Source organism: Thalassospira sp. SM2505, assembly GCF_054901115.1.
Genome location: NZ_CM142731.1, coordinates 2,662,786 through 2,682,959 on the forward strand (window position 1 = coordinate 2,662,786; position 20,174 = coordinate 2,682,959).

Annotated in this window: 21 protein-coding genes and 1 riboswitch; of the genes, 18 read left to right on the forward strand and 3 right to left on the reverse strand. The window is 52.6% G+C overall.

Annotated features, from left to right (window positions below):
* The first annotated feature begins 50 nt into the window (after positions 1–50).
* Complete coding sequence (locus ACTU44_RS12475; RefSeq protein WP_462095569.1) at positions 51–1,328, forward strand: EAL domain-containing protein; 1,278 nt, start codon at positions 51–53, stop codon at positions 1,326–1,328.
* Positions 1,329–1,432: 104 nt separating this feature from the next.
* A riboswitch (FMN riboswitch) is annotated at positions 1,433–1,585 on the forward strand.
* Positions 1,586–1,720: 135 nt separating this feature from the next.
* Positions 1,721–2,389, forward strand: a complete 669-nt coding sequence (gene ribB, locus ACTU44_RS12480) for a 3,4-dihydroxy-2-butanone-4-phosphate synthase (RefSeq protein WP_114099814.1) — start codon at positions 1,721–1,723, stop codon at positions 2,387–2,389.
* 86 nt (positions 2,390–2,475) lie between these two features.
* Here ribB and xth read toward each other — a convergent pair whose 3' ends face one another.
* Together xth and erpA are read right to left on the reverse strand one after the other, a co-directional pair.
* The gene (gene xth / locus ACTU44_RS12485; RefSeq protein ID WP_114099834.1) at positions 2,476–3,255 is read right to left on the reverse strand and encodes an exodeoxyribonuclease III; all 780 of its coding nucleotides are present in this window, start codon (positions 3,253–3,255) and stop codon (positions 2,476–2,478) included.
* A 99-nt stretch (positions 3,256–3,354) separates the two neighbouring features.
* Positions 3,355–3,696 carry an iron-sulfur cluster insertion protein ErpA gene (erpA, locus tag ACTU44_RS12490; RefSeq protein WP_114099813.1) on the reverse strand — a complete coding sequence of 114 codons (342 nt, stop codon included), beginning with the start codon at positions 3,694–3,696 and terminating at the stop codon, positions 3,355–3,357.
* Between the two features lie 241 nt (positions 3,697–3,937).
* On the opposite strand from erpA, the gene argS reads away from it, so the two are divergent.
* From argS to ACTU44_RS12560, 14 genes are all read left to right on the forward strand, one after another.
* On the forward strand, positions 3,938–5,689 hold the full coding sequence (gene argS, locus ACTU44_RS12495) for an arginine--tRNA ligase (RefSeq protein WP_336080816.1): 1,752 nt from the start codon (positions 3,938–3,940) through the stop codon (positions 5,687–5,689).
* A gap of 3 nt (positions 5,690–5,692) precedes the next feature.
* Positions 5,693–6,559 carry an SPOR domain-containing protein gene (locus ACTU44_RS12500; protein WP_462095570.1) on the forward strand — a complete coding sequence of 289 codons (867 nt, stop codon included), beginning with the start codon at positions 5,693–5,695 and terminating at the stop codon, positions 6,557–6,559.
* A complete protein-coding gene (gene nagZ, locus ACTU44_RS12505) occupies positions 6,531–7,616 on the forward strand; it encodes a beta-N-acetylhexosaminidase (protein ID WP_114099811.1) in 1,086 nt (361 codons plus the stop codon). Before ACTU44_RS12500 ends, nagZ begins: the two co-directional genes overlap by 29 nt.
* Positions 7,613–8,296: a site-2 protease family protein gene (locus ACTU44_RS12510; protein ID WP_336080819.1), complete on the forward strand. Its 684-nt coding sequence runs from the start codon at positions 7,613–7,615 to the stop codon at positions 8,294–8,296. Before nagZ ends, ACTU44_RS12510 begins: the two co-directional genes overlap by 4 nt.
* 33 nt (positions 8,297–8,329) lie before the next feature.
* Positions 8,330–9,202: a segregation and condensation protein A gene (locus tag ACTU44_RS12515; protein WP_462095571.1), complete on the forward strand. Its 873-nt coding sequence runs from the start codon at positions 8,330–8,332 to the stop codon at positions 9,200–9,202.
* A 17-nt stretch (positions 9,203–9,219) separates the two neighbouring features.
* Positions 9,220–10,023, forward strand: a complete 804-nt coding sequence (gene scpB / locus ACTU44_RS12520) for an SMC-Scp complex subunit ScpB (protein WP_462095572.1) — start codon at positions 9,220–9,222, stop codon at positions 10,021–10,023.
* A 105-nt stretch (positions 10,024–10,128) separates the two neighbouring features.
* Positions 10,129–11,172 (forward strand): ABC transporter ATP-binding protein, encoded by a 1,044-nt coding sequence (locus ACTU44_RS12525; RefSeq protein WP_462095573.1) that lies wholly within the window; start codon positions 10,129–10,131, stop codon positions 11,170–11,172.
* Positions 11,173–11,346: 174 nt separating this feature from the next.
* The gene (tatA, locus tag ACTU44_RS12530) at positions 11,347–11,577 is read left to right on the forward strand and encodes a twin-arginine translocase TatA/TatE family subunit (protein WP_068519123.1); all 231 of its coding nucleotides are present in this window, start codon (positions 11,347–11,349) and stop codon (positions 11,575–11,577) included.
* A gap of 35 nt (positions 11,578–11,612) precedes the next feature.
* Entirely contained in the window at positions 11,613–12,017 is a 405-nt protein-coding gene (tatB, locus tag ACTU44_RS12535) for a Sec-independent protein translocase protein TatB (RefSeq protein WP_114099806.1), read from the forward strand.
* Between the two features lie 2 nt (positions 12,018–12,019).
* The gene (tatC, locus tag ACTU44_RS12540) at positions 12,020–12,979 is read left to right on the forward strand and encodes a twin-arginine translocase subunit TatC (protein ID WP_462097440.1); all 960 of its coding nucleotides are present in this window, start codon (positions 12,020–12,022) and stop codon (positions 12,977–12,979) included.
* Between the two features lie 99 nt (positions 12,980–13,078).
* Positions 13,079–14,353 carry a serine--tRNA ligase gene (gene serS, locus ACTU44_RS12545; protein WP_462095574.1) on the forward strand — a complete coding sequence of 425 codons (1,275 nt, stop codon included), beginning with the start codon at positions 13,079–13,081 and terminating at the stop codon, positions 14,351–14,353.
* A gap of 12 nt (positions 14,354–14,365) precedes the next feature.
* Positions 14,366–15,133 carry a 5'/3'-nucleotidase SurE gene (gene surE / locus ACTU44_RS12550; RefSeq protein ID WP_114099832.1) on the forward strand — a complete coding sequence of 256 codons (768 nt, stop codon included), beginning with the start codon at positions 14,366–14,368 and terminating at the stop codon, positions 15,131–15,133.
* Between the two features lie 11 nt (positions 15,134–15,144).
* Positions 15,145–15,783, forward strand: coding sequence for a protein-L-isoaspartate(D-aspartate) O-methyltransferase (locus tag ACTU44_RS12555; protein ID WP_404969470.1), 639 nt, complete (start codon positions 15,145–15,147; stop codon positions 15,781–15,783).
* 170 nt (positions 15,784–15,953) lie between these two features.
* On the forward strand, positions 15,954–16,919 hold the full coding sequence (locus ACTU44_RS12560; protein ID WP_462095575.1) for a peptidoglycan DD-metalloendopeptidase family protein: 966 nt from the start codon (positions 15,954–15,956) through the stop codon (positions 16,917–16,919).
* A gap of 59 nt (positions 16,920–16,978) precedes the next feature.
* Here the strand turns inward: ACTU44_RS12560 and ACTU44_RS12565 are convergent, their stop codons facing one another.
* Entirely contained in the window at positions 16,979–17,842 is an 864-nt protein-coding gene (locus ACTU44_RS12565; protein WP_114099802.1) for an ATP-binding protein, read from the reverse strand.
* 231 nt (positions 17,843–18,073) lie between these two features.
* Between ACTU44_RS12565 and yajC the strand changes: the two genes are divergently transcribed.
* Together yajC and secD are read left to right on the forward strand one after the other, a co-directional pair.
* Positions 18,074–18,448, forward strand: coding sequence for a preprotein translocase subunit YajC (yajC, locus tag ACTU44_RS12570; protein WP_114099801.1), 375 nt, complete (start codon positions 18,074–18,076; stop codon positions 18,446–18,448).
* A 143-nt stretch (positions 18,449–18,591) separates the two neighbouring features.
* A complete protein-coding gene (gene secD, locus ACTU44_RS12575; RefSeq protein WP_114099830.1) occupies positions 18,592–20,166 on the forward strand; it encodes a protein translocase subunit SecD in 1,575 nt (524 codons plus the stop codon).
* Positions 20,167–20,174: the final 8 nt, after the last annotated feature.

Here is a 20,174-nt window from a genome sequence, read left to right on the forward strand (position 1 = left end):
AACACTGTCGAATACATATTCATAGGCAGTGACCTGTTGCAGGACTGCCTATGACTGCCCTTATGACGAAACCCGCATTGACCCTTAACCGTTTTATCGAAAGCCTGCGGAAGCATGCTGCCAATGGTAAAACGCCGCATATGGGTATCCTTAATATCCCGCCTGAACTGCGTCTTGGTGCCGAGGATTATCAGGCAATCACCCGCGATGCTTTCCACTACCTTCCTGAAAACACCCAGATATATCGTCTTGAAAACGGAATGCTGGCGTGCGTGCGTGGCGGGAAGTGGGCCGAGGACGATTCCAACTTTGTTGATCATGTTCGTGAAACGCTCGAAGAAGTAATTGACCGTCAGGGGTTGGGAAGCATCCCGACCAATCTCTGGAACCGTTTCAAATGGCCCGATGACGACGAACGATTGGGCAAGCTGTTTGGTCTTCCGGTTTCGGCACGCATGATGGGTGAGAACTGGGAACGGTTCGATATGGCCGAGATGCTGCGCGGTGCCATTACGACCGACGCAGTTTTTGATTCCTGTCGCCGTCAGGCAATTCTGAGTTTCGACGACACCCGTCGTCAGGTTCTGGGACATGAGATCTATTGTTCCCTTGATTACCTGCGTCAGCATCATCTTGCGAGCTTCCTTCTTGAAGGGCCCGGCGAACTTGAGATTCTGTCAAGGGTGCTCGATGAAAAGGTCATGGAAGTTACCCGATCAATTGCACCGTCCATTCTGCCGGATCGGCTTCATCTGAACATGCAGGTACAAACCGTTTTAAGCGACACGTTCGCTGAATTTATCAATCACGATGACGGAAAACTTGTTCAGAACCTTGCGATCGAGTTCTCAATGGAAAATGCGATTGCAAACTGGTGGGAGTTCGAAGATGCATGCGAATTTCTGCATTCTTCCGGAATTCAGGTTGGTTTGGATCGGATAACATTGCCCGCGCTGGAGTTCCTGTCTCCACGCAAGATGAATGTCGATTTTATCAAGGTGATCTGGGATCAGAACATCATAGGATCGCGCCGGACCGAAGTTGCCGAACGGCTTCGTGAATTTGCCAACCTGTTTGTTGAAAACAGCCTCATCCTGACACGTTGCGACAGTCGCACGGCCCTTCGCATGGGGCGCAGTCTGGGCGTTGAAGTCTTTCAGGGCAGTTACATCGATGCGATGATGGGGGCTTATCTTCATCGGGAATGCAAATCCAAGCGCCGTTCGACTGATAAAAGATGTGCCGTTTGTCAGTGGGCGCCACGTGAAGCACGCAAGAACGGATGCGAGTTCCACTTTCGAAACGGCAAACGTCTTTCCGAGATTTAAACCAAAGGTTTCCTTCGTTTTTTAGATGTTTGACAAGTGTGTGGTGCTTTCTTAAAGTACGCACAGTTGATCAATTATGATCGGCTATGTCGTTAAAACACGGCGCTTATTCTCAGGGCAGGGTGCAAATCCCGACCGGCGGTAACCCAGATATCTGGGAAGCCCGCGAGCGCCCGAAGATTTCACGATCTTTGGGGTCAGCAGATCCGGTGTAATTCCGGGGCCGACGGTAATAGTCCGGATGGGAGAGGATAAAGCGTGACGTTCAGGACAAGAACGCATTGGCGTGACTGTTTTGACGTCTGCCTGCGACCGCAATGTGGCAATTCTGCTGCAAAGCGGGCCTTTCTTTGTTTGCCCTGGTTCGTAAGCCCCATCCGTAGAGGACGGTTATGAATCAGAGTGTTGAACCACAATCAGGTCTTTCGATCTTTGGCGATCCGCATGCGCGTATGGAACGTGCACTTGCTGATCTGCGCCAAGGTAAGGGGGTTCTAGTTGTTGATGATGAAGATCGCGAAAATGAAGGCGATCTGATTTTCTCCGCAGAAAAACTTACCAATGAACAGATGGCGATGCTTATTCGTGATTGCAGTGGCATTGTATGCCTCTGCCTGACCGATGAAAAAGCAACTGCGCTTGATCTGCCCCCCATGGTCGCAACCAACACGTCAAGCATGGGGACCGGCTTTACCGTCACCATCGAAGCCAAGGTTGGCGTCACGACCGGTGTTTCGGCTGCTGACCGGGTCACAACGGTCAAAACGGCGATTGCAGATGACGCAAAGCCGTCTGATCTTGCCCGTCCTGGGCATGTCTTCCCGCTGCGTGCCCGTGCGGGCGGTGTTCTGGAGCGTCGCGGCCATACCGAAGGTACTGTTGATCTGATGCGCCTTGCAGGCTTCAAGCCGGCTGGCGTGTTGTGCGAGGTAACCAACCCGGATGGCACAATGGCGCGTTTGCCCGAACTGATTACCTATGCCCAGAACCATGACATGGTTGTTATCAGTATCGAGGACATTGTTGCCTATCGCACAGTGATGCAGCAGGCCGCAGAATAAGAGTTCCGGTCCATAGACCAGATATGAAAAAGGGCAGCGTTTTGAGCGCTGCCCTTTGTTTTTTTGATCCGGTCATGTTTCCTGGATCAATCGTCGATCATGCACCAGACCGGGGTGTGATCGGATGCTTTTTCCTTGCCGCGCGGGTCGCGATCAATGTCCGAAGCACTCAAACGATCTGCCGCCGCCGGGGTCAGCAAAAGATGATCAATGCGAAGACCATTATCCTTGTTCCAGGCGCCAGCACGGTAATCCCACCAGCTATATTGATGGCCTTTTGGATTGAAGGTGCGGAAGGCATCGGTAAAGCCCATATTGAGCATCGTGCGCAGGCGTTTGCGTTCGACCGTTGTGCAAAGAACGGTTTCATGCAGTTTGATCGGATCGTAAACGTCGGAATCATCCGGTGCGATGTTATAATCGCCGCCCATAACAGCGGCTTCACCGCTGGCATGAATTTTCTCAAAACGGGTGATCAGGCGATCAAGAAAGTTCAGTTTGTAATCAAACTTTTCATCGCCAACGGCTGTACCCATCGGAACATAGATCGATGCGACCCGTACCGGGGTGGTTGAGCAGATTGTTGCTTCGATATAGCGCGCCTGTTCATCGTCGTTATTTCCAGGCAGACCGCGTTCGACATCCTCAATCGGGAATTTCGAGAGGATGGCAACACCGTTATAGGTTTTCTGGCCATGTATCGCGATGTTGTAACCGAGATCCTCGATTTCCATCGCCGGAAATGCTTCATCAACGGTCTTGGTTTCCTGCAACAGGACAACATCTGGTTTCGCTTCACGCAACCATTCAAGAATGTTGGGCAGGCGGGCCTTGATCGAGTTGACGTTCCAGGTGGCGATTTTCATTCGGGCCTCGGATTTTTTGTGTTTAAGGTCATTCTGATCAAACAAAACGGGGTCCGAAAGTAACGGACCCCGTTTTATAAATCGTTTTTCCGATCTGGATCAAATCGAGAAACTTGATCCGCAGCCACATGACGATGTGGCATTCGGGTTATTCACGCGGAAAGCAGATCCAACCATTTCACGTACGAAATCGATCTCGGCACCGCCCAGAAGATCAAGCGATACCTCGTCAATTACCATTTTCGCACCGTGATTTTCGAAAATGCAGTCTTCATCAGTGGTGTCAGAGTCCAGTGAAAACTCGTACTGAAAACCACTGCATCCACCACCTGAAACCTGCAAACGCAGCATTGTGTTCGCAGCGCCTTCGCTTGCGATCAGTTCCTGGATGCGTTTCGCAGCACTTTCGGTCATTTGAACTTGCCGTGAAGCTTCGGTCATTCAACACTCCTTGGTCTCAAACCCGCCAGAATGCTGACGGGAGTAGTTCCGATCCTTGGCGTTATGATAGCACGGTCAGATCGCAGTATTTAAGTCACTATTTAGCGCGCATGGCTGAAATGTCAAAACCTGTAATCACTCCAGACAAGGGTGACTTGCGTTTTGGAACGAAATGGCTCAAAACAAGCCCCAGTCAAATGGTCCAGCGGACCAGAACCAAAAAAATGCAAAGTTCAAAGTCATGAATGTTTTCAGCCTGTTGAAAAGCGACATCGAGAGCCAGATTCTCGGCCTTGAGAAAGATGGTGTTCTTCCTGCCGGTATAGACACCTCACGCGTGACGGTAGAGCCGCCGCGCGATGCGTCTCATGGCGATGCCGCAACCAATGCCGCCATGTTGTTGTCCAAGGCCGCTGGCATGAAACCACGCGATCTCGCCGAAAAGCTTGCTGAAAAACTGCGTCTGCTTGATCACATCGACAATGTCGAGATCGCAGGGCCCGGCTTTATCAATCTGCGCATGGCTGACCGGTTCTGGCTGTCACAGGTTTCCAAGGTTCTTGAAGTCGGCACAGCATATGGCGAAAGCGATCTTGGCAAGGGCGAAAAGATCAACGTTGAATATGTTTCGGCCAACCCGACCGGTCCGATGCATGTCGGCCATTGCCGTGGGGCGGTTGTTGGCGATGTTCTTGCCAACCTGCTTGCTAAGGCCGGCTATGCTGTCACCAAAGAATATTACACCAATGATGCTGGCGCGCAGGTCGATGTTCTTGCACGGTCGCTTCATATGCGTTACCGCGAGGCACTTGGCGAAGATATTGGCGATATTCCGCAGGGCCTTTATCCGGGCGACTATCTTGTCGAGCCGGGCAAGAAAATGGCCGAGCGCGATGGCAATAAATGGGTGAACGCCGCCGAAGAAGAATGGCTTGAAGAATTCCGTAGCTTTGCCATCGTCGAAATGATGGCACTGATCAAGGAAGACCTTCGCCTTCTTGGTGTGTCTCACGACGTCTTCACGTCTGAAGATGGTCTGGTCAAGGCTGGCAAGGTTCAGTCGGCTTTCGAGCATCTTGAGAAAAAAGGCGATATCTATGTCGGTGTTCTCGAACCGCCAAAGGGTAAAAAGCCAGATGACTGGGAACCGCGCCCGCAAACCCTGTTCCGTGCCACCGAGTTTGGTGACGATGTTGACCGTCCGTTGAAAAAATCGGATGGCAGCTGGACCTATTTTGCGTCGGACATCGCGTATCACTTCGATAAATACGAGCGCGGCTTTAATCTGATGATCGACATTTTTGGTGCCGATCATGGTGGCTATGTCAAACGCATGAAAGCGGCTACCAAGGCGATCACGGGTGGCGAGGGCGACCTTGATGTCAAACTGTGTCAGCTGGTCAGCCTGTTTGACAATGGCGAACCGGTCAAAATGTCAAAACGCGCTGGAACCTTCGTGACGCTGCGTGACGTGGTTGAACGTGTCGGCAAGGATGTTGTGCGTTTCATCATGCTGACCCGCAAGAACGACGCCGCACTTGAATTCGATTTTGCCAAGGTTACCGAGCAGTCCAAAGACAACCCTGTCTTTTATGTTCAATATGCGCATGCACGCGTCAATTCTGTCTTCCGTCAGGCTGCTGAAGCCTTCCCCGGGCAGGATTTCTCGGATGCCACTCTGTCGGGTGCCGACCTGAGCCAGCTTTCAACCGAAGAAGAAAAACTTCTGGTTCGTCGTATGGCTGAATGGCCGCGTATCGTTGAACAGGCTGCCATTGCTCACGAACCACATCGTATTGCCTTTTTCCTGACAGAAATTGCAGCAGAATTCCATGCATTGTGGAACAAGGGACGTGACAACACCGCATTGCGGTTCATCGTTGCCGATGATCTTGATGCTACGCTGGCACGTCTTGCGATGATCCGTGCAGTTGCGACCGTAATCGCATCGGGTCTTGAGGTGCTTGGCGTCAAGCCTGTCGAGGAGATGTAAGATATGAACGAAGAATACGGCCGTGGCCTTCATGCCGAACGCGCAGAACAGTTTCCGGCTGAAAAGCCTGCGCGCAAAAGCATGCTAAAAGGTGCGATAACCGTATTCTTCGGTCTGGCTGTCGTCATTGGCGGTCTGGGTGGCGCAGGTTACTGGTTTTATAATCAGGGACAACCGATTCAGGATGACGGCAAACTGCCAATCCTGTTGCCAGACCCGGCTCCGATCAAGTTGCGGCCCGCTGATCCCGGCGGAATGGAAGTCCCGCATCGCAATACCACTGTTTATGATCAGCTCAATGATGTTGATCCGGATGCCAATGTGGTGTTGCAGGAACTTCCTGATATGCCACGTGCCCCGGAAGTAGCCAGAACTCCCAAATCGCCAGATGCGGCGGCAGTTGCAGAGAACTCTGCCCAAGCAGCCGCATCGGCTTCACCGGATGCAGGTGAAGCTGCCGCGGTAGAACCGTCATCAGCTGTAAGTGCGCCGGCAATCAATGAACCGGAACTGACAGATGCCGAAAAGGCTTTGGCAGCTATTGCTGAACGTGAAGCCGAAGCAAAAAGTGCAAAGCCTGCGGCGGTGCCGGAAAAGGTGTCGTCATCGGCGGTTTCGATGAATGATTTCCGTATCCAGCTGGCGTCCGTTCGGGATGAAAGTGGTGCTTCGGCAGAATGGAAAAGATTATCGTCGAAAAACAATGACTTGCTTGGTACTCTTCAGATGTTCGTACAGCGCACCGACCTTGGGGACAAGGGCGTGTTCTATCGTTTGCAGGCGGGGCCTTTGGCCGATTCAGCTGCGGCCGAAAAGCTGTGTAGTGATCTGAAACAACGCAATGTGGGGTGCCTCATTGTCCGGCCTTGAAGTCAAAAAGCCGCGCGCCTGTATTTTGGGTGTTGCTGGGACAGAATTGAGTAATTGGGAAAAGGGCTTCTTTCGCGAAGCCGACCCTTATGGCTTCATTCTCTTTGCACGAAATGTCGAAGACCGTACTCAGGTTCGCGCACTGACCGCGTCACTTCGCGAAACGGTGGGCAACAGCAACGTTCCGATCTTTGTTGACCAGGAAGGCGGACGTGTGATGCGGCTCAAGCCGCCGCATTGGCGCAAAATCCCGGCAGCTGGCGTTTTTGGCGAGTTGTTTGACTCAAACCCGGAAGATGCCCGCGAAGCCGCCTATATCAATGCACGTCTGATGGCGATGGATTTGCGTGAGGCCGGTTTCAATACAACCTGTGCGCCGGTTCTGGATTTGAGATTTCCGGGGATGAGTGACGTTGTCGGTGACCGGTCATATGGTGCCGATGTTCAGAAGGTTGTTATGCTGGCAAGTGCGGTTGCCGCCGGTCTGCTTGACGGTGGTATTGCCCCTGTTATCAAGCATATTCCCGGGCATGGTCGTGCTTCGGTCGACAGTCACAAGGATCTTCCGGTCGTTTCTGCCTCGCGTGCGGAATTGTCACGACTTGATTTTGCGCCTTTTGTCCAGATGAAAGATGTTCTTGCTGCGATGTCTGCGCATTTGCTGTTTACAGCAATTGATGATCAGCGTCCCGGCACGGTATCGCCAACCGTGATCAATGATGTCATTCGCAGCGAAATCGGGTTCGAGAACCTTTTGATCAGCGATGACCTATCCATGGAGGCACTTGGTGGCTCCATCGCCAGCCGTACGCACGAATGTCTGCGGGCAGGGTGCGATGTTGCACTTCACTGCAATGGCAAGCGAACCGAAATGGAAGAAGTCGTGTCAATGGCGCCACTATTGAACGGGGCTGCCTTGGTGCGGGCACAAACATTTTCCAACCAGATCGCTGCCTTTAAAACCGACGTACCGTCTGCTACGCAGTTAGCAGATTGGCGCTTGCGTCTGGCGGAATTACTTGCACCGGTCTGGCAATCCGAAGGCGCGAACACGTGAATGATATTATCGAACTGATCGTATCTGCATCGACCTGGGTCATTCCGGTTCTGTTTGCTGTTACCTTGCACGAAGCAGCGCACGGATTTGCGGCAAAGCTGTTTGGTGACGACACGGCCCAGCGCATGGGACGTCTCAGCCTTAATCCGATCCGTCACATTGATCCGGTCGGAACCATTCTGATACCCGGATTGCTGCTTGTAACAAATGCGCCGTTCCTTTTCGGCTATGCCAAACCGGTTCCGGTCGCTTTTCATCGCCTTCATCCCCAGCGTTTGGGCATTATCGGTGTGGCTGTCGCGGGACCCGCGACCAATGTGTTGCTGGCTATCGTATCAATCCTGCTTATGGTGTGGCTGCCGAATTTTTCGCCAGCAGTGAATGACTGGTTGGCAACAACGTTGAATCAGTCGATCTGGCTTAACTGTATTCTTGCCGTTTTCAACATGCTGCCGATCCCGCCGCTTGATGGCGGACGTGTGCTGACCGCGATTTCTCCGATGCCAGTTGCGCGGGTCTTGGCGCGCATGGAAAAAACCGGCATGATCATTTTGATCGGTCTGGTCTTTTTGCTGCCTTACGTAACAGCCAAACTTGGAATTGACCTGCCGATCTTTCAATGGCTGGTGATTGAGCCGGCCAGTGGGCTGGTAAGACTCTTGGCGAATATCTTCGCCTGATTTCCAGTACGAGACGGGGGCAGTCGGGGACATATGGCAGACCAGTTCGAATTGGAAATTCCGGACGAGGTGTTCGACAAGAAGCCGGTCGATGAAGACGGACCGAGCCTTGCCGAACGTCTGATCCTTGATCTAGACGGTTTCGAAGGTCCGCTTGATGTTCTGCTTGAACTGGCACGAGACCAGAAGGTCGATATCATCAAGATTTCGATCCTTGATCTGGCAGAACAGTATCTTGAATTCATCAATACGGCCCAAGGGTTGCGCCTGGAACTGGCGGCCGACTATCTGGTGATGGCGGCCTGGCTGGCTTACCTCAAATCGCGACTGTTGCTTCCCAAGCAGGAAACTGACGAGGAAGAGCTCAGCGCCGAGGAAATGGCTGAACTTCTTGCCTTCCAGCTTAAACGTCTTGAAGCAATGAAGGCAGCCGGTGAAAAGCTTCTTGAACGCCCAAACCTTGGTCGTGATTTCTTTGCGCGGGGCGCCCCCGAAGAAGTCCGCGTGACGACGGCGTCGGTCTATGATGCGTCGTTATATGATCTTCTGAAGTCATATGCGCGCATCATGTTGACATCCGAAAGCAAGACACTCGAAATCGAGGCATTCGACCTGTATGCCATGGATGATGCCATTCAGCGTCTGCGTGATCTTTTTGGTCGACGTGTGGTCCCGACCTGGACAAAGCTTCTGGAATTCATGCCGCGCGGCTTGGGATCACCGCTGAAGGCGCGATCAGCACTTGCGGCACATTTCGTCGCAAGTCTTGAAATGTGCCGGGACGGCGAACTGGAAATTCTGCAAGAACAGGTATTTGGACCAATTCTGTTGCGTTCACCGCAAAAGCCGCGTGAGGGGGATTTACCGCGGCCGACTGCGTCTGACGACGAGTTGATCAGGGATTAAGGGGCAGGGGCATATAAATGAGCGATAACGCACAGCTTGAAATCGAAGGTGTTGAAAGCACGCCTGATATTGATTTTCAGCATATTCGTATTGTCGAGGCCGTGCTTTTTGCCTCGGCCGATCCGGTCAGTGAACGCGTCATTGCGGCACGTCTGCCCGAGGGTACAGATGTCGCAGCCATTTTGAATGCGCTGTCGGAAACATATGCCGCGCGGGGCATCAATCTTAATCGTGTTGGCGAAAAATGGGCGTTCCGGACGGCGGTCGACCTTGCAGGCGATCTTCATATCGAAGTCGAGAAAGCCAAGAAGATGACGCGCGCAACCCTCGAAACGCTTGCGATCATTGCCTATCACGAACCGGTCACCCGATCCGAAATCGAGGAAATCCGTGGTGTGGCTCTATCAAAGGGGACGCTCGATATCCTTCTTGAAGCACGGTGGATCCGTCCGCGCGGACGTAAACGTGTTCCGGGACGGCCTGTGCTCTGGGCAACTACAGACGACTTTCTCGATCATTTTGGTCTTGAAAATCGCGATGATCTTCCTGGACTTGCCGATCTCAAGGCTGCGGGACTTCTTGATAGCAGACCCGGTATGGGCCGCTATGGCGCAAATTCTGATGACGATGTTTTGCCTGATCTGGTCGATGATGGCGAGGTTGCGGATGCTGTCGTGGAAGAGGCTCTTACCACGCGCAATCTCGAAGAGCTTGATGAAACAATCTATTCGGACAATCCGAACCTGATGGATGACCGGGACTTTGACAGCCAGTCAGTGTCCGCTAATGAGCTTTTTGATGAAGAAGATGACCTGAATTGATCCATCTTCTTGCATCATAGGCACGGTGACCTTAAGTTTCAGAAAGATTTCGCAAATCATTTGCACCTGCAGGTGCGCGACCATTGCAGCTAAAAGAGAATTTGAATGACCGACGGCCTTAAGATGTCGAATGTCTCGCATATGTTCGGGAAAAACCGGGTTTTGCGTGATATCAGTTTCGATGTCGCCCCCGGGGAACTTGTTTGTTTGTTGGGACCGTCTGGCTGCGGGAAGACCACGGCCCTTCGTCTTGCTGCCGGGCTCGAAAAACTTCAGGTCGGGGAAATTTCGGTGAGCGACCAGGTTGTTGCCCGTCCAGGTGATTATGTGGAGCCGGAAAAGCGCGGCGTTGGCATGGTGTTTCAGGACTATGCACTGTTCCCGCATCTCAATGTCGCAAAGAATATTGCATTCGGACTGCGCCATTTTACAGAAACCGATCGTAGCGCTGCTGTAAAAAGGGCATTGGTGCAGGTTGGCATGGCCGATTACGAGAATGCTTTTCCGCACGAACTTTCCGGGGGACAGCAACAGCGCATTGCGCTGGCGCGTGCGTTGGCACCTACACCACGTATCATGCTGCTTGATGAACCGTTTTCAGGGCTGGATGTTGCCCGGCGTGCCGATTTGCGTGACACAACCTTGCATGTGCTGAAAAATGCCGGGATTGCGACGGTTATGGTAACCCATGACCCGCAAGAAGCCATGTATATGGCCGACCGGATCATCATCATGAACGAAGGTGAAATCATGCAGGACGGCACACCGGAGGAACTGTATTTCGAGCCGCAAAACCGTTTCGTGGCGTCGTTCTTTGGTGAAGTGAACCATTTCCCGTCAGTTGTTGCCAATGGTGCCATTTCGACCCCGGTAGGCATACTTGAAGATGTTGCTTATGCTGACGGTACGAGTGTCGATGTTCTGGTGCGTCCCGAGGGGCTTCATATTGGCAAAGCTGTCAATGGTCATGACATTCTTGCAAATGTTGATGCGGTGCGCGCATTGGGTGAGGTGAACCTGATGCATTTAACGCTTGAGTCGGGTTTCCACATCCATGCACGTGTCCCGCGGCGGTTTTCGACATTAAATCAGAAATCGGTTGCTATAACGCTTGATCCCGAGATGACCTTCGTGTTTCCTATGTCCTGATGTGACGAACTGCTCCTTGGACGAAAAACAGGGCGGACTGTCAGATTGACTATGATCAACAGATGTAAGTAGTGCCGGTTTTTAATCCATCCGTCGCATTGCACAGTGGGGGGCTTTCTGCCATTATCCGAGCACATCGCCGGAAGGCAGAATGGATCTTTGGAGATTGAAGTTATGGGTATTGGCGTTTGGCAAATCGTTCTGATCCTTGCGATTGTCCTGATCATCTTTGGCGCGGGTAAACTGCCAAAAGTGATGGGTGACATGGGCAAAGGCATCAAGAGCTTCAAAGCGGGCATCAACGAAAAAGAAGAAGATGCGGCCGCTTCGGCCAAGACCATCGAAAACACGACCTCTGCATCGGTTTCTTCCGAGAGCAAAGACAAGGATTCCGTGAAATCCTGATCGTCTGTCGGATTTCCTTCAGATAGGCGTGTCAAATGTTTGATATCGGCTGGACCGAAATGGCTCTTGTGGCCGTCGTCGCTTTGTTCGTCGTCGGCCCCAAAGAGTTACCTCATCTTCTATACAAGTTGGCAGGCTACTGGAAAAAAGTGCGCGGAATGGCACGAGAATTCCAAAGTGGCATTGATGATATCATCCGCGAAGCTGAACTTGATGATCTGCGCAAACAGGTCACAAGTGCGCCGACCAGTGGTGCCGACTTCCTTGATAAAAGCATTGGCGCTCCAAAAAGCACCGACAAGGCTAAGGACAGCAAGGTAAAAGAACCGGAATCAAAATCCGATCCGAAAGGTGACGCTGACAAAGCCGAAACCAAGCCTGCCGCCAAGTCAAAAGCCAACGAGAGCAAAAAGAACGACCACCCGGAGAGCCAGGCGTGAACATGCAGTCGCATGACAAACAGATGCCGATTATGGAACATCTGATCGAGCTGAGAAACCGTCTGACCTGGGCGGTTCTTGCTTTGTTTATCACCTTTGCGGTTTGCTATTATTTCGTCGAAGATATCTATGGTTTTCTCGTGCGGCCTCTGGCCAACGAGATGGGCCCGGACCGGCGCATGATTTACACTGCGTTGACCGAGGTTTTCTTCACCTATGTCAAAGTGTCGTTCTTCGCGGCCCTGTTTGTTTCTGCACCTGTGTTCTTGGGGCAGCTTTGGGCATTTGTCGCGCCGGGGCTCTATAAAAACGAGCGGTCGGCATTCTTGCCGTTCCTGGTTGCGACCCCGATCCTGTTTCTTTTGGGCGGGGCTCTTGTTTATTACTTTATTATGCCGCTTGCCTGGAAGTTCTTCCTGAGCTTCGAGCATGCTGGTGGTGATAGCGGGCTTGCCATTCAGCTTGAAGCCAAGGTGGGTGAATACCTGTCTTTGGTGATGAAGCTGATCTTTGCCTTTGGTTTGTGTTTCCAGTTACCGGTTCTGCTGACCTTGATGGCACGGGCTGGCATCGTGACGGCTGATGGATTGGCGCGGCGTCGCAAATATGCGGTTGTTATTGCGTTTGTCTTTGCCGCTATCCTTACTCCGCCTGACCTTATCTCTCAGGTTGGTTTGGGTATCCCGATCATCATTCTTTATGAAATCTCGATCATCATGGCGCGTATTTCCGAACGCAAAAAGCGTCAGGCCGCCGAAGATGACGAAGATGAAGGGGAAGACGATGATGTTGCCGAAACCGAAGAGGGTTCTGGTGAAAATGTCGATGATCAGGGGGCCGCAGCAGCTGCCTATGATGATGGTCAGTCTTCTCTGACAGGGGACGAGAACAAGAAATCTCCTCGACTGTCCGGACCTTCTGACAATGGCGATGGTGAAGACGATTTCAATAACGCGCGCTAGTTGGAATTGTTAACCGGAAACGTCTGATTTGATGGGGTGGACCTGGCGTTCACCCCATCGTATAAAGCCACAAATATTTGACTGACAGGGTGCTGTTTTATGCACGATATTAAATGGATTCGGGACAACCCCGAGGCTTTTGACGCAGCGATGGCTGCGCGCAAGCAGGAAATTACTGCGGAACGTCTGATGGATATCGACGTCGAGCGCCGCAAGCTCATGACTGAGCATCAGGAAATGCTGGCGCGCCGTAAAACCATTTCCGGTGAAATCGGCATGCTTCGCAAGAAGGGCGAAAATGCCGACGAACTGATGGCCGAAATGGGCTCGCTCAAGGACAATATCAAGGATGCTGAAGACGGGCAGGCTGCTCTGAATGAGCAACTTGATCTGCTGCTGGCCTCACTGCCCAATATTCTCGATCCAGAAGTGCCGGTCGGTGCGGACGAGGAAGATAACGTTGAGGTCAATCGCTGGGGAACACCCGGCGCGTTTGATTTCCAGCCGCTGGAACATTTCGAGATCGGTGAAAAGCTTGGCATGATGGACTTTGAGGCCGCTGCCAAACTTTCGGGCTCGCGGTTTGTTATCCTGCGTGGTGGTCTTGCCAAACTTGAACGTGCTCTTGCGCAGTTCATGCTGGACCTGCACACCAATGAACATGGTTACGAAGAAACCATCACGCCAATGCTGGTGCGTGACGAGGCTATGTTCGGGACCGGGCAGTTGCCGAAATTCGCCGAAGATTCGTTCAAGACAACGAATGATTACTGGCTGATTCCGACCTCGGAAGTTACCCTGACCAATCAGGTCGCAGGCGAGATCATTGATCAGGCCAAATTGCCGCTGCGCTACACTGCACTGACCCAGTGTTTCCGCTCTGAGGCCGGTTCTGCCGGGCGTGATACTCGTGGCATGATCCGTCAGCACCAGTTCTCGAAAGTTGAGATGGTGTCGGTTGTCGAGGCCGAAAAGTCTGATGAAGAACTGTCGCGCAAAACCCGCTGTGCCGAAACCGTTCTGGAGCGCCTCGGGCTTCCGTACCGTACGGTTATCCTGTGCACCGGCGATATCGGGTTTTCGGCCTGCAAGACATATGACATCGAAGTCTGGCTGCCGGGACAGGGGCGCTACCGCGAGATCTCATCTTGCTCGAACACCCGTGATTTCCAGGCGCGTCGCATGAATGCGCGCTACCGTGCGGCGGGCGACAAGAAAACCCAGTTCGTTCACACATTGAATGGATCTGGCCTTGCGGTTGGTCGCTGCCTGATTGCGGTGATGGAAAATTACCAGCAGGCAGATGGTTCCATTCGGGTACCCGATGCGCTTAAGCCCTATATGGGTGGCCTCGAGGTTATTAACCCGCGCTAAGGCATGACCAGCATGATTGATCTGACCAACGCACGTATCCTGATCAGTAATGATGACGGCATTGATGCACCGGGGATCAAGCTGCTTGAAAGGCTTGCACGGGAATTTTCCGATGATGTATGGGTGATCGCGCCTTCCATGGAACAAAGCGGTGCAGGGCATTCCTTGACCCTGCGCCGCCCTTTGCGCATTCACAAGCGCGATGAACGTCACTTCGCTGTTGATGGAACGCCGACCGACTGCATTCTTTTGGGACTGCAGCAGGTCATGCGTGATACACCGCCTGACATCATCCTTTCCGGAATTAATCGTGGCGGCAATCTTGGCGAAGATGTGACCTATTCCGGGACAGTTGCAGCCGCAATGGAAGCAACCTTGCTCAATGTGCCCGCAATCGCATTTTCCCAGTATTTTTCGGGCGACATGATCGATTGGACCATTGCCGAGAAATATCTCAAGGACGTTGCAACTACCTTGGTCAAAGCTTCATGGCCCAAGGGGGTTCTGATCAACGTCAACTTCCCGGAACATGAAGCAAATGGCGGGGCAAAAGTCCGCATTTCCAAGCAGGGGCAGCGTAAAATTGGCGACCATATCGCCGAACGTCATGACCCGCGCGGGGAACCTTATTACTGGATTGGTGCCATTCTTTCGGAACTGCCGGAAGATCCGAATGCCGATCTGCGGGTGATCGAGCAGGGGCATATTTCTGTGACCCCGATCAGCCTTGATTTCACCCATTACGAGACTGTTGATAAACTGACGAAAGCATTTCCGTGAACGAGCCGGTCATTACGCGTGAATCCAGAATAGCCGATTTGCTTCAAACGCTTCGCCATGATGGCATTCATGATGAAGCGGTTTTGCGTGCGCTGGCCGAGGTCCCGCGTGAATCTTTTGTCGCCGATCCGTTCGTGAACCGCGCCTGGGAAAATGTCGCCTTGCCAATCAGCAAGGGCCAGACGATTTCGCAGCCTTATATTGTCGCCCTGATGACACAGGCTCTTGAGCTTAATGACCGGATGAAGGTTCTTGAAGTCGGCACCGGATCAGGTTACCAGGCCGCAATTTTGGCAAAATTAGCCCGCCGTGTTTACACGCTAGAACGCCACAAGCCGCTTTTGCGGCAGGCCGAAGAGCTGTTCCGGGCTCTTGGTCTTCATACAATATCTACCCTGCACGGGGATGGCGGGCTCGGCTGGAAAGCGCAGGCACCGTTTGACCGTATCATCGTAACGGCTGCTGCTCAGGATGTTCCGCCCGTGCTGGTTGATCAGTTGGCTGTTGGGGGGATTATGGTCGTGCCGGTCGGAGAGGTCTCTCATACCCAACTCTTGCTGCGTGTCTTGCGCACTCCAAGCGGGGTCGAGGTTACCGAGCTGATGCCTGTGCGGTTTGTTCCGATGCTGCCCGGCACCGAAGAGTTCTAACCCCACTCACAGCCAAAGAAAATCACGACAATTCCATCAATCGCTTACCGATTGTTAACGGCTGATCACTGACAATCGAAAACATGATGGAAAATTGTGTCAAACTTGCTGTTTATCGCGGAAAACGACTGCTGCTTGTCTGTGCGACAAGCGCGGCGTTAGGCGGCTGTTTGCTAAATTCTGTCCCGGTTCCGGTGGTCTATGGCGACGGGGCAAGTTACAGCCCCTATAGTATGCCAAAGCTGAAAAACGGCGAGCGCGTCATTACCGTTGAGCCGGGTGATACCGTATCCCAACTGGCGACACGTTATCGGACCGATTTCAATCGGTTTGCGTCGCGCAATGATCTTCGTAAGCCGTATGTCATTTATCCGGGACAACGTCTGGTGCTTCCTGCCTGGTCTGAGGATTCTAACAGTTCCAGCTCGACTGTCGTGACGGCGAGCCAATCCAGCCCGAGAACAAAGACTGTTACCATCGGTGGCCAAAGGCAGGTTGTGAGTGTGCCGTTGGAACAAAGTACGCCGAGATCTCGAACCTCATCCCAAACACGGACAGCAGGCGTTGCACCTCTTGAAGGTGGAAATATCCCGACACCGGGCATTAAGCCGCGCGACTATGCTGCTGATGCGCAACGTGAAATTGCTTCAGCACGCAGCTGGAAGACGGACAGCAAACCGACACCGGTTGCAGGACAAGGAAGCGATGTTCGCAAGAATGTTCCGATTGCCGAGCCAGCAGATCGCAAAGGATTTATCTGGCCCGTTCAGGGGAAAGTTGTTCTGAAATACGGGGCAGGGACCGGCGGTCTGTTCAATGATGGTATCAATATTCAGGCCAATCGCGGAACGCCAATTCTTGCTGCAGAGAACGGTGTCGTGACCTATGTCGGTAACGAGTTGCGCGGTTTCGGCAACCTTATCCTGATCAAGCATGCTGATAATTTTGTCACGGCCTATGCTCATACCGAAAACCCGCTGGTCGCACGCGGGGATGTGGTGACCCGCGGACAGCGGATTTCGAGTGTCGGTACAACCGGTGCCGTGACCTTTCCGCAACTTCATTTTGAAGTCAGAAACGGACGCAAGTCATCCGATCCTCTGAAATATCTGCCAAGTGTGATGGTCTCCAGATAAGCAAACACCCGGAACCATGTCCGGGTGTTTTTCTGTTTTTGCTCGGAGGCTTGATCCGGCTAGTCGAGGGATTTACCCATCTCACCGGCGATTTCCTGAATGAACTGCCATGCGACACGACCTGAGCGGCTACCGCGTGTGACGGTCCATTCCTTGGCACGGGCATGGAGTTCTTCGATCGGCATGTCCAGTTTGAACTCTTTGGCATAGCCTTCGATGATTTCGAAATAGACATCCTGGGAAATGTTGTGGAAGCCAAGCCACAAGCCAAAACGATCCGACAAAGAGACTTTTTCTTCTACGGCCTCGGATGGATTGATTGCGGTTGAACGTTCATTTTCGATCATATCGCGCGCCATCAGATGCCGGCGGTTCGAGGTCGCATAGAAAATAACGTTCTTGGGGCGTCCTTCAATGCCACCTTCAAGAACCGCCTTGAGCGATTTATAGCTTTCATCCTGCATATCAAAGGACAGGTCGTCACAGAACAGAACGGTTCGGCGACCACTTTTTTCAAGAATGTGAAGCAGTTCAGGCAGGCTGGGAATGTCTTCGCGATGAATTTCAACCAGCGCAAGGGCTGCAGGTCGTTCAGCGTTGATTTTGGCATGCATTGCCTTGACGATGGAGCTTTTCCCTGTACCACGCGCGCCCCACAAAAGGGCATTATTGGCAGGAAGGCCATCGGCGAAGCGTTTGGTATTGTTATAGAGAATTTCTTTTTGTTGACCGATGCCCTGCAGCAATTCGATATCAATACGGTTAACGTTGCGAACCGGCTGGAGATAGCCGGTTTCCGCCTGCCACACAAAGGCGTCTGCCGCGCCCAGATCATTTTCGGTGCGCGCTGGTGGGGCCATGCGCTCAAGTGCGGTTGCAATTCTTTCAAGTGTGGGCAGCAACTTATCGAAGTCCGTACTCATCGAAGCCTCTTGGATGTTTAATGTTCTTGGTGACACTGATGGTCGGCAAACTAGCATATCAAGCATGAAAAAGAACAAAATGTTGACGGTCCTATCCGTCGGCACAACGTGAACGAAACCACATGTTTGCCAATTTTCATCCTTTAAGTCCGGTTCTTCCTTGCTTTGGCGTTGTACGCCGTTATATTCCGGCAGTTGATATTTTTTGTTCTGAGGAATTAGGAGTTCCTAATGTTTATTTCGACGGCTTACGCTCAGGCCGCTGGTGGTGCAGACGGTGCAGGCGCACTTATGCAGTTCGCGCCGCTTATCCTGATTTTCGTTGTTTTCTATTTCCTGCTTATCCGTCCTCAGCAGAAAAAACAGAAAGAACATAAAGCAATGCTTGGCGCGATCCGCCGTGGCGACAAAATCGTCACTGCTGGTGGCCTGATTGGCACGGTTGCCAAGGTTGTTGGCGATGACGAGCTGTCTGTCGAGATTGCCGAAGGCGTAAAAGTTAAAGTGGCACGCGGCATGGTTTCGACTGTTCTGTCGAAAACCGAACCTGCCAAAAACGACGCCAAAGATGACGAAAAAGACGAAGAAGAGACCAAAAAAGATTGATCTCTTCGCGCTAAGCAAGGCGGGGCATAGTGGCTCCGCCTTCTTGCATTTTACCGGTGGCCTGAAGCGGCACAAATAGCCGTTGTTCCAAGCACCTTGGAACCAGACCAAGGTTGACCCAGACATATCCGGTCAAAGAACACATGCTTTATTTTACAAAATGGAAAGCAGCACTGGTCCTTCTGGTGTGTGCTTTGGGCGTAATCTACGCCGCGCCAAACTTCCTGCCGTCGGGAGCTTTCCCGACCGAGGCAAGCTATTTGCCCGGAAAACAGATTAACCTCGGTCTTGATCTTCGTGGTGGCTCTCACATGCTGCTCGAAGTTGATACTGACAGCGTTCTGCGTGAACGTTACGAGGCATTGGCAGACACGATCCGTACCGACCTGCGCAAAGAGCAGATTCGGAACCGTCCGCGTGAAGCTACGGCAAACGGTGCGGATATCACCATTCTTAGTCCAGAGGACTTTGAAAAAGCACGCGAGATTGCACGTTCTGCGGAGCCGAACACAGACTTGAGCGGCGAAGGCAACACCATCCACGTTACCTATAACGCAGTTGCCCGGAAGGAACTGATTGACCGCGCCATCGCGCAGTCTTTGGAAGTTGTCCGCCGTCGTGTTGACGAGCTTGGGACGACTGAGCCATCAATCCAGCGTCAGGGTGAGAACCGTATTGTTGTTCAGGTGCCGGGGCTTGATGATCCGTCACGTTTGCGCGCGATCCTCGGTCGTACTGCAAAGATGAATTTCCATCTTGTGAATAACGAAAAAACAGCTGCTGACGCACGTGCTACTGGCTTGCCGCCAGGAACCATGATCCTTCCTGCTGCAGATGCATCAGACAAGGCGGCTGGCATCAAGGAATTCCTGATTGACCGCCGAGTGGTCGTTTCTGGCGACAACCTTGTTGATTCGCAGCCGACCTTCAGTGATGGTCGCCCGGTTGTTTCGTTCCGCTTCGATGCGGCAGGCGGTGCACGATTTGGCGACATTACAAGCAAGAATGCGGGGCGCGGGCTGGCGATTGTTCTGGATGGCGAGGTGATTTCTGCGCCACGCATCAACGAACCAATTCTGGGTGGTAACGGTATCATCACCGGCCAGTTCAGCGTTCAGGAAGCAAATGATCTTTCATTGCTGTTACGTGCGGGTGCATTGCCTGCACCGATGCAGATTCTTGAAGAACGTTCTGTTGGTCCGGGGCTTGGTCAGGATTCGGTTGAAGCCGGTGAAATTGCTGCTGTGCTCGGACTGGTCTTCGTTGTGGCCTTCATGGTCATCAGTTATGGCCGTTTTGGTCTCTATGCCGACATCGCCCTGATGATGAACCTTATTCTTGTCGTGGCTGTGATGTCCGTTCTTCAGGCAACGCTAACACTTCCCGGTATTGCCGGTATCGTTCTTACCGTTGGTATGGCCGTTGATGCCAACGTTCTGATCTTTGAACGTATCCGCGAAGAACAGCGCAATGGTCGAACCGTCATCAACTCGATTGATGCCGGTTACCGCAGTGCCATGTCGACAATTCTCGATGCCAATATCACCACGTTGATCGCGGCACTGGTGCTGTTCAGCTTTGGTTCTGGTCCGATCAAGGGCTTTGCCGTCACGCTGGCAATCGGCATCATCACGTCGATGTTCTCGGCGATCTGGTTGACCCGCCTGATGATTGCAGGCTGGGTCAAGCGGCGTCGTCCGACCGAGCTGGTACTTTGAGGAAGGGA